This is a genomic window from Prevotella koreensis (assembly GCF_003977605.1).
Classification (GTDB): domain Bacteria; phylum Bacteroidota; class Bacteroidia; order Bacteroidales; family Bacteroidaceae; genus Prevotella; species Prevotella koreensis.
Genome location: NZ_RYYU01000001.1, coordinates 1,041,040 through 1,050,028 on the forward strand (window position 1 = coordinate 1,041,040; position 8,989 = coordinate 1,050,028).

Sequence of the window (8,989 nt, forward strand, 5' to 3'; positions counted from 1 at the left end):
TGATTTTTATTTCGGATATTCTCTATGTATGTGAATAGGGAATCACAGAATATCATTGCGGATAAGATAGAAGATACTGCGAATGTGTTTCGTATAAAACTTCAAAGGTTATGGCAAGGATACACTCCTGCTGACCTTGTTTGCCTACAATGTGGGTGTAGGGCGATTGCTCGGTTATGGCAAGCGACCCAAGAGTCGACTGCTACAAAAAATAGAGGCTGGAGACAGGAACATCTATCGGGAGTACGTTTCCTTTTGTAGGTACAAGGGCAAAATGTTGCGTGGATTGGTTAAGCGTAGGCGAGTAGAGTTTGCTTTGTTCTATATACCTTGATTATCAAATACGCCTCTTGCTATATTTAATGTTTCGTAAAGGGCTTTTTCCTATTGGATTATTTTCCTTTCCCTTGAATGTATTAGATTAAGTTATTTTATTAGTCCTGAAATATTATTACCCAACCCAAGCGCAAAGGTGTATAGTCTTTTAATGCCTTAAAATGAAGTTGAAACTAGAAGAAGTATTCAAGGATTAGACATTTCTCGATTTATAATAGTATTTTTGCAAAAACTCATTTTGTCAATATGAAAAATTGTACAGTATCAAAGCATCCTATACATACTTTATTGGATGAATTCTTCGCAAAAGAAGAAATTCGCAATGTGATAACCGAATATCAGAACAAGAACTCAAAAATCAGCAAGCGGTTGATGTTCAGCGACTATTGTCTCGATGACAAGAATAAATCTAATGATGTGATGACTTTTGTGCTTATGCCATTCGAGAGTGAAGCAAAGCACTCTGAAATGCAGCAGAAGATTCACGACATGCAACCATCAGACATCAAAAAGACGAACACGGTGAATGAAACCTTTCTGTCTTACTTGAAGAGTGAAAACGTGTTGATTTTCTCGTTTGTGTTCGATGATAGAAAGCATTTTCTTGCTCTATCGCACAACCAATGTTTGGAGGGGGTTAAAAGAACTTTACAAACGATTTGCGACTGCCATGAGGGGTGGAAGAGAACGGCTGACAATGAAGACATTATAGAGCATTATAAGAACGTAGTAAATAAGCTAAAACAACTACTCGCAACGCTTAACGGTAAGAATCCTGACATCAATTTGCTCAATGATATCTTAATTACGGCATTCTTGGGCGCATTTGTATCGGCGAAGGTCTTGGAGAATTTGTCAATAGACATATTTGGATGGTTCAGCGACCGTGACAAGGTTATCTCGGGCAAGAACAATATAATTGTACCGATATTCAACTACTATCAACACAACATGCTTGGTGGTAAACAGTTCAAACTCTGCACCTTCACTCCTGACGACAAGGTGGAGCCTTTCTTCGACGATTTCAACCGTATCGCAGATGTGGTTACAGGAGCGATCGCCGACTACAATTTGGAAGAGAACTACATCACTGCTGACAAGGTCAACACAGTCCTTATCCATTTACTTGCCGACAATAAGCAAGTATTCATTTTCCGTATCCACAAGATAGATGACAACTATCATGTAGGGCAGATTACGATGCATCCGAAGCTAAGGTTCAAAATTATTGTGCAAAATTTTATTTGTGGAATGAAGCAGGTAATTTCGAAGTGGAACGAGAAAATGGGAAGCATCATCCTACGAGGTAAAAAAGGCGGTTAGTAATACGAAAAAGGAAACTGAACTCTTTCTAAGTTAACTAGTTTATTGATAGCTGACCTTAACTTCTCTTTGTTGTCGGATATGGTTATTGTATTTCTCGAGCAAAGCTCTCAACAACACGTGATAACCCTAATAAGAATATTCGGTATTTGGCTTTCACTTTATTCGCCGATTTTTCAATTCATCTGCATAGTTATAGATAATGTTTTCTATCTCTGTTTTCATATCTCTAATTGTTTAATGGTCCATACTTTATGCAGTCGCTTTCATTCTTCGGCTTATTAGTCCTCGATTAGCATTGACGAGGTTTACTATCTGCTCGTGGTATTCTGTGTTCTTGTTGCATACTCCACGACTTTGCACTACCTCCAAAGTTCTTAATGATACTTCAATGGTCTCTATTCGCTTGCCTTCAATGGTAGCTGAAAGGATAAGAGAGTCTTCCTTGAGGTAATAGGCGTTGGAAACAGACAATGGTGCATTGATACACCTTCTTCCAAATGCTTCTGCACGCTCTCCAATACGTGGACTTGGATTGTGCCGTCCGTGAAACAGATATCGAAAAATTTTGATTTGAGTTCCTTGAAACGTTTTTCATCTTCCATTGCCTTCTTTTGCTTCTGTCTTATCTCCTCCCTTTCACGCTGTCTGAGAAGATCCTCGTGCTTGCGATTGGGTTTGCTTTTCGTCTGCTAACGATTCAACGGCAAATAGTTTGTTTTTATCCGAAAGCATTTCAAAGTTGAAAGGCAAAGATTCTGCTTCTGGAACTGTCTTTTCTCCCACAACCGTATCTTCTTCTTGAACTTCGAGCAAGTTAATGGTTTCAAGAGAAGCAACTTTGTAGCGAAGGTTGCTTTTTACTCTTGCCCCCTCAATATTTTCCTGTGTTCCTTCCAACTTTTCCATTACCTTCTGGTTGATGAAAACTTCTGGCTCGTAATCTGCATCGAATCCTTCAGGTTCTATATCAAATGCATACATCTTCACATCTTCTTCTACTGCCAAAACTCCTTCCTGATTTGCAAGGTTCTTTCCTTCTTCCGATGTAAACTCAAGTACTGAAACTCCAAGGTTATCAAAGTGCAAGACATTTTCTTTCAAAGCAGCTCTGTCGGCAGCCATGAAAGATACCCCTTTTTTCATTCTTGCTTGCTTTACTCTTAATAGTTTTACTGCAGAAACTTTACTAACATCCTGATTTGCATAGGTTACTAAAAATCTTTTGTTATTTTATCAGACATAGTTTTTACTAATTTAGGTTTACTACTCGTATGGCTTTTCGTTTCCGCCCCGTTTTTAAGGGTTTCTGGATTCATTGTCTTTATTGCTTTACGCCAGTTCGGGATAAGTTTAGTATTTAAACAGTTCTAACTGCCTTGATTTTTCTACATATACAGGCAGTGCCTCCGGCTTATTCTCAAAAAAACAATATGCCGTAAGTGCAGAACATAAATTCATGATAAAGTTATGTATGGAACGGTGTCGTGAATGTACAAGGTTTGCTTTGTTCTTTAGAAGTTCATTAATGCATTCGATGATATATCTTTTTCTTAGCATAATCTTGTCCCATATAGGCATAAGTTTATTCTTCATTCTTGCTTTAAGTCCATGCACAAGTTGAATATCTTGACTGAACAGATTCTCGAAAAGTTCCTGTTTGATGTATCCTCTGTCAGCAAATACCTTTCCATAGAGAACCTTGGTAAATACCGTCCATACTCTACTGTCCCTGTCATCTACGTTTGCACCTGTAAGACAGAATGTTATCACTTCACCGGAATCATTGCAGAGCAGATGCAGTTTGAATCCATGACACCAACCCATGGTACCCTTTCCACTCTTGGCAAGACCGGCAAACACCTTGTTGAAATTCCGTCTTACATTGTGACATACAGGAATCATCGTGCTGTCAACGAACGTTATGCCTGTACACCTGCCGAAGGCATGGAGCTTCATGAACAACATCATCTTGAGGAACACACGGGGCATGAGTTCTACAAAACGATTATAGGAGACGGCAGCAGGGAATTCATGCCTGAGCCACCCACGGATACAGTTCCGGTAATACTCCTTGAAATTACGATATGTACCGAAATGATAGCATACAAGGATGGTCATAATTTCACTTTCAGAAAGCCTTCCCTTACGATTCCTACAACGTTTTCCATTGCTGTTATAAGAAGGTAAACATGTAAGTTCCAAAACGAAGTGCAATAAAAAAGTGATCCTCGCCGAGAGATGCAGACGTTCTCGAAGCGTAGCGAGAGGTTGTCTGCATCTCTCGGCGAGGAAAAAGAGACAATCAGCAATACAAATATAAAAGGGAGACTGAAATCTCCCAAAGATTAACTAACTTTGTATTGCAAATGTATCATCAATTAATCTCGGAGCAAAGGTCGCAAATTTTTGCCTTACTCCAAAAGAAAACAGCGAGAAAAGAAATTGCCGACATCGTCGGCATCAGTCAGTCAACTCTGTCACGTGAAATCAAACGCAATAGCACGCCATCGGGAAAGTATATTTGGACGAGGGCACACGATATGGCTATGCAGCGCAGAAAGAGAACGATAACGAACGCCAAACTCTCCGACGAATTAGTCCGGAGAATCAAGGAATATATTACCAACTACCGGTGGTCTCCAAGACAAATATCAGGGTATCTGCGCATAAATGAGGGGATAAAGGTTTCCCACCGGTCCATCTGTAATATCATACACAATGACACAACAGGGAAACTTGCTGAAAACACAAGACATAAGATGAAATACAGGCATCGTCCCAAGGGAGGACAACTTCCAATCAAGGACAGGGTGAGCATACATGAAAGAAGTAAGGAAGTTGACGGGAAGAGATTTGGAGATTTTGAGATGGACTTAATCGTCGATCCTAACCGGAACGCCATACTCACACCGATGGAAAAATCAACCAATATGTTGCTTATGCAGAAACTGCCATTTGGGAAGCAGTCAAAGCCTCCGGCAAAGGTGGTTAGAAAACTATAATCCACAAAACAAAGCGTATCTAAAAATTAAAACGAAGCGTATCTATTTAACTTTTGTTTAGAAACGAGAAATCATACTTAATCAATTGATTATCAATAAAATAATGTTCAAAAGGTTTACATTACAAGGCAAAATTAAAGTAAAAACTCAGTAGTGTAAATTTTAACATTTGTATTATACTGATAATCAAATAGTTATGTTGTATGCAAGTGTAACCTTTAACATTTGCTTTTGTAAAGAAAAGTGTTCCGTAAAACGAAATGTTCTAAATTCGAATAGCGTTTAAATGGCGTTCTATCGCATAATGGCCTGAATATCAACGTGTTACAAATTCGTACTTTTGCAAACACGTTGATATATATATTTATTCGAAATTACATTTAAGATAATTGTATAATGCTCGCTCAGAAATTCCATATATAGGGTAAATATATCTCCGCCATATTTCACGGTTAGACAATCCTGATTTTACATGCTTATCATATATGGCGTTTATTTCCTTAACACGTTTTTGGTATGAAATTCCTTTCATGCCATTGTTATTTGTCTTATCACTCATAATACTTTATACCTTTAAAAATCTTAGGCGTTTTTATTCGCCTAAGATTATAAAACACTAAACTAAATCCTATGCAGTTGCACTGATAATGGCACCAACACCTTTACCCCTAATCGGTAAAGCGATAAAACGTTTGTCAAAACCAACTATAGTCCCTCGCTCTTCAGGGTCATCATAACGGGCGTACATATAGATTTCACCGTCAGCCCTCATTACCTCATGCGCATAAAATGCCACGCTTGCAAACTGTTCCGTCTGTTCGTCGTTATAAGCCACCTTTTCCCAACTGCCTGCATTTGCCTTATAGGTGGGCATAAATGGGAACTGATAACAGCCAAAGCCCGCAAACTTCATAGGCTCGCCGTCCTTAATGTCCGTCAGTTCCTTAAACAGTTTCACGTCCTCAAGCAGCAAGTCCGTAACGTGTCGTGAGTGCAAGATGATATAACGGTCTTCCAAAGGTATTAAAGCGTCATCAAAACGTTCTTTCAACGCCAACAAATCCTCAAACGTTATACGCTTTCGTCCTCTTACCGCTGCGCCTGTGGTAAGTACCAGAGGCGTGTCGGTAGTGTCCTTGCTTGGTGCAAAAGCATGAGCAGCCTTGCGTGCCGTTGTAGTCTGCAACGTGGAACGGTGTTGCCTGATTACGCTATCCAATTTGTCGTAACTGTACTCGATAGCGTCAGGACGGCGGACAAGTGTGTTTTCCGTCTCGAATTTATCCAGTACGATAGCGTTGTCTTCGTCTTCACGTCCCACTATTTTTATTGGGTAAGTACTGTTGTTTACCAATACTTTAGGGTCAATGCCGGCAGACGGAAAATGTAGCGTGTCATTATCCACCAAGTCGGTAAAATTCTCAACCTTGTTAAGGAAACTTCTTTCAGGATAAAACCCTTCCTTGATTTGGTTTATCCAAACTTGCTTGTTTAGTGCCATATTCTTTGAATTAAATGTTTGACAATAGTTTCTCGTATTCTTCGGGGTGTTCCCTGAGATATTCCGGGTTGTGCTTGCGGAGATAGTCAAGCGTCTGTTTGCCACCGTTTCCGCCTCCTACAATAGAGTTTTCTTTGTCTATAAGTTCCGCATATAGTTTCGGGTTCTTCCTTAACTCGTCAGGGGCATATTTGCGGTAATCCGTCAGCGTCCACCCTTGGCGGTCTTTGCTCAAAATCTCGCTAATCTTCAATACTTTGGGCATACTTCCCAGCAATAAAGAAAGCGTTTCAAGCCCCATTTCGTTGCCTACACGGGCGAATAATTCTTTTTGCGTACACCCTATCCGTCTGTTAAAGAAAGCGGCATCTACAGCCGCCAAAACAGCCTTTTTGCGCTTTTCCTTTTCTCTTGATACAAACGAGCGGAATGTCTGTGGGCTTATACGTGCCATAGTCAGGAAATTGCCCTTATCCTTGCTTTCCACAAATCCCGCTTTCACGGCGTTTTCCACTTCTATGGAAGCCTCATCAGGCACATTGAGCAGCGTTTGAATTTCGGCAATAATATCCTCATCCGAAACATCATCAGAAAGCCCGAGAAGCGTTATTATCTCAGAATGCAAATCCTCCACTTTTTGAGCTGTTCCCAGTGTCAGCCGCTTACGGTTGCCTTTCCGATAGAGTTTAAGCGCATTCTGATTGGCTGGAATGTCCACGATAGACACCTCAAAAAGGCTACATTTAGTTATTGTCTTAACGCCGTTGATAACGGTGTCCTCGATAATGTCCACCCCAATGGAAGCGGAGCGCAAAAAGCCGTTTTCCACTTGCGCCTTTACCGTCCTTCCAAGTTCCGTGCTTTCATCAAACACGGCATCGGCAAGCATTTTGTTACCCTCCTTGCGTATATTCTCCCACCGTCCTACGACGGTCTTTCTTTCGTGCATGTAAAGCATTACGGGATTTCGTTCAAAGACGGTCGTGTCTATTCCGTCCGTCTTCACAATATAACCGTAACTATTCACACTCTCGTCTGAAATAATAAATGAATTTTTGCTCATATCATATTGATGTTTAGTGTTACTGAAGCAAAGGTATTTATTAATTCTTGAAGCATAAAAAAACGTAGAGTCGCTTTCAGAATAATATGCGATTGTTACACACTTTTACGATGCAAGCGTTGCAGAAAGTTATAAAAATAGCAGAATGATATTTGCCACTTTCGATTATTATTTCTATCTTTGCACCATGCAACCCCTTGAGGGGGCAGTCGAAAGATAATATCAGGCTATTCTCACTACGCCCGATATTTTTTTGTTCTTTTCTGAACTTTCCTCGAAAATGTTTGGCGGTTTCAAAGAAATACGCTATATTTGCAGCATCCTACAAAATATAGTAACAATGACAATGATTTTATTAAAGAGACATTTTTTGCACGCTATGGTGTGGAAAGCGGAAACGCCCCAATGCCTTACTATATGGCATAGGACACCTAAGGCGTGCCTTTTTTCAAATCCTAAAAAATATAGTTATGATTGCAAAAATCAATTTGGACGGCAAGGAACGCATGGCTATCGTGTTCGACGAAACATTCACATTCGAGTATATCTCAAAGTTCCGCCAAGCCATCAACTCCTACATGCAGACAACAGAGGCGCACCTCGATTCAAAAGGATGCGATTACACCCTGCATGAAGACAACTATTACCTGCATGTCCTCATGAACGAAATGGACTTTACGGAAAACCAGATTTTCTCAAAGCTCAACCTGTATTACAATGGTAAACATGACAACGGAAAACCAGAAAAGAAACTTTGCGAGATTTACATTTGATTTCAGACATCTAACAAGCGCACTCTAACAAAGTGCGCTTTTGTTATATTTATACAATAAAATAGCATAAATATACAAATAGTTATTTAAACTAAATATAAAACTAACCCCACTTTGTCTATCTAAGTGTATATGTATAATTTCTGTTAAAAGCACCCTTAAATGTTAAATCTATTCCATTTGGAACGAAATCAAACGTTAAACGATTTAATAAATCAATTTTCCTAAACACTGTTTTTTTGATAACTACAACGGCGTTATTATTTCATTGCAATACCGTCCAAACCTACACGGAACACCGCACTACTGCAAGCCGTTTGCAGCACCCATTACGCCACACCTTGACGATTGCTTACTGCATGGCTGAAAAGCCCACAGAACGCACGGAGAACCACTTTTTTACCCTAAGATGTAAAGTGTTTGTAACCGAATGTAAAGTTTACGCCAACTTACCCCCCATAAAAGCAAAGTTCATGTAAACCAAAATTAAAGCAATGTAAACTTTTTGCCCTTAAATGTAAACCAATGAAATTGGGTTGAAAGTGTTAAAAACAAAGGGGTTATGTATTTTTTTCGTTATATACGCTTCGTTTTGTGCCCCATAAAACTGTTGCTGCCATACAAGGACTACCTGAAGACAATTACAACTGATAATGGACCTGAATTTGCGGCACATAAGGACATAACGAAATACTTAGGAGTACCTGTGTACTTCGCTGATCCATATTGTTCATGGCAAAAGGGAGCTGTGGAGAATACAAACAAGTTAATCAGACAATATATACCGAAAAAGGAGTCCTTTAACCAATATACGGACAAGAGAATTATGTCGATACAAAAGAAATTGAACGAAAGACCGAGAGAAAAATTAAACTTTTCTACACCAAAGTGCGAGTTCTTTAAACAAGTATTACGCCAGTTCGGGATAAGTTTAGTATTTAAACAGTTCTAACTGCCTTGATTTTTCTACATATACAGGCAGTGCCTC

6 protein-coding genes and 5 pseudogenes are annotated in these 8,989 nt (G+C 39.5%); 5 read left to right on the forward strand and 6 right to left on the reverse strand.

Translation table 11 applies throughout. The annotated features are described in order from the left end of the window. Positions 1 to 97 precede the first annotated feature (97 nt). Together EHV08_RS11645 and EHV08_RS04525 are read left to right on the forward strand one after the other, a co-directional pair. A pseudogene (locus tag EHV08_RS11645) lies at positions 98 to 334 on the forward strand (glycoside hydrolase family protein); the annotation flags it as partial. Between the two features lie 248 nt (positions 335 to 582). Next, positions 583 to 1,659 (forward strand): hypothetical protein, encoded by a 1,077-nt coding sequence (locus tag EHV08_RS04525; protein ID WP_126678274.1) that lies wholly within the window; start codon positions 583 to 585, stop codon positions 1,657 to 1,659. Positions 1,660 to 1,661: 2 nt separating this feature from the next. Here the strand turns inward: EHV08_RS04525 and EHV08_RS04530 are convergent. The 4 genes and pseudogenes from EHV08_RS04530 to EHV08_RS04545 all read right to left on the reverse strand — a co-directional run. Continuing rightward, positions 1,662 to 1,884, reverse strand: a pseudogene (locus EHV08_RS04530) (hypothetical protein); the annotation flags it as partial. A gap of 27 nt (positions 1,885 to 1,911) precedes the next feature. Beyond that, positions 1,912 to 2,327 (reverse strand): annotated as a pseudogene (locus EHV08_RS04535) (PcfJ domain-containing protein); the annotation flags it as partial. Continuing rightward, positions 2,299 to 2,805 carry a hypothetical protein gene (locus EHV08_RS04540; RefSeq protein WP_203227051.1) on the reverse strand — a complete coding sequence of 169 codons (507 nt, stop codon included), beginning with the start codon at positions 2,803 to 2,805 and terminating at the stop codon, positions 2,299 to 2,301. The pseudogene EHV08_RS04535 and the gene EHV08_RS04540, both read right to left, overlap by 29 nt. 207 nt (positions 2,806 to 3,012) lie before the next feature. Then, positions 3,013 to 3,906 carry an IS982 family transposase gene (locus tag EHV08_RS04545; RefSeq protein ID WP_455430453.1) on the reverse strand — a complete coding sequence of 298 codons (894 nt, stop codon included), beginning with the start codon at positions 3,904 to 3,906 and terminating at the stop codon, positions 3,013 to 3,015. Between the two features lie 122 nt (positions 3,907 to 4,028). Between EHV08_RS04545 and EHV08_RS04550 the strand changes: the two are divergent. Next, positions 4,029 to 4,661 (forward strand): annotated as a pseudogene (locus tag EHV08_RS04550) (IS30 family transposase); the annotation flags it as partial. A 631-nt stretch (positions 4,662 to 5,292) separates the two neighbouring features. On the opposite strand, the gene EHV08_RS04560 reads toward EHV08_RS04550, so the two are convergent. Continuing rightward, positions 5,293 to 6,165 (reverse strand): hypothetical protein, encoded by an 873-nt coding sequence (locus tag EHV08_RS04560; RefSeq protein WP_126678276.1) that lies wholly within the window; start codon positions 6,163 to 6,165, stop codon positions 5,293 to 5,295. Positions 6,166 to 6,175: 10 nt separating this feature from the next. Continuing rightward, the gene (locus EHV08_RS04565) at positions 6,176 to 7,228 is read right to left on the reverse strand and encodes an HK97 family phage prohead protease (protein ID WP_126678277.1); all 1,053 of its coding nucleotides are present in this window, start codon (positions 7,226 to 7,228) and stop codon (positions 6,176 to 6,178) included. A gap of 470 nt (positions 7,229 to 7,698) precedes the next feature. On the opposite strand from EHV08_RS04565, the gene EHV08_RS04570 reads away from it, so the two are divergent. Further along, complete coding sequence (locus EHV08_RS04570; RefSeq protein WP_126678278.1) at positions 7,699 to 8,001, forward strand: hypothetical protein; 303 nt, start codon at positions 7,699 to 7,701, stop codon at positions 7,999 to 8,001. Positions 8,002 to 8,605: 604 nt separating this feature from the next. After that, a pseudogene (locus EHV08_RS04575) lies at positions 8,606 to 8,953 on the forward strand (IS30 family transposase); the annotation flags it as partial. Positions 8,954 to 8,989 lie beyond the last annotated feature (36 nt).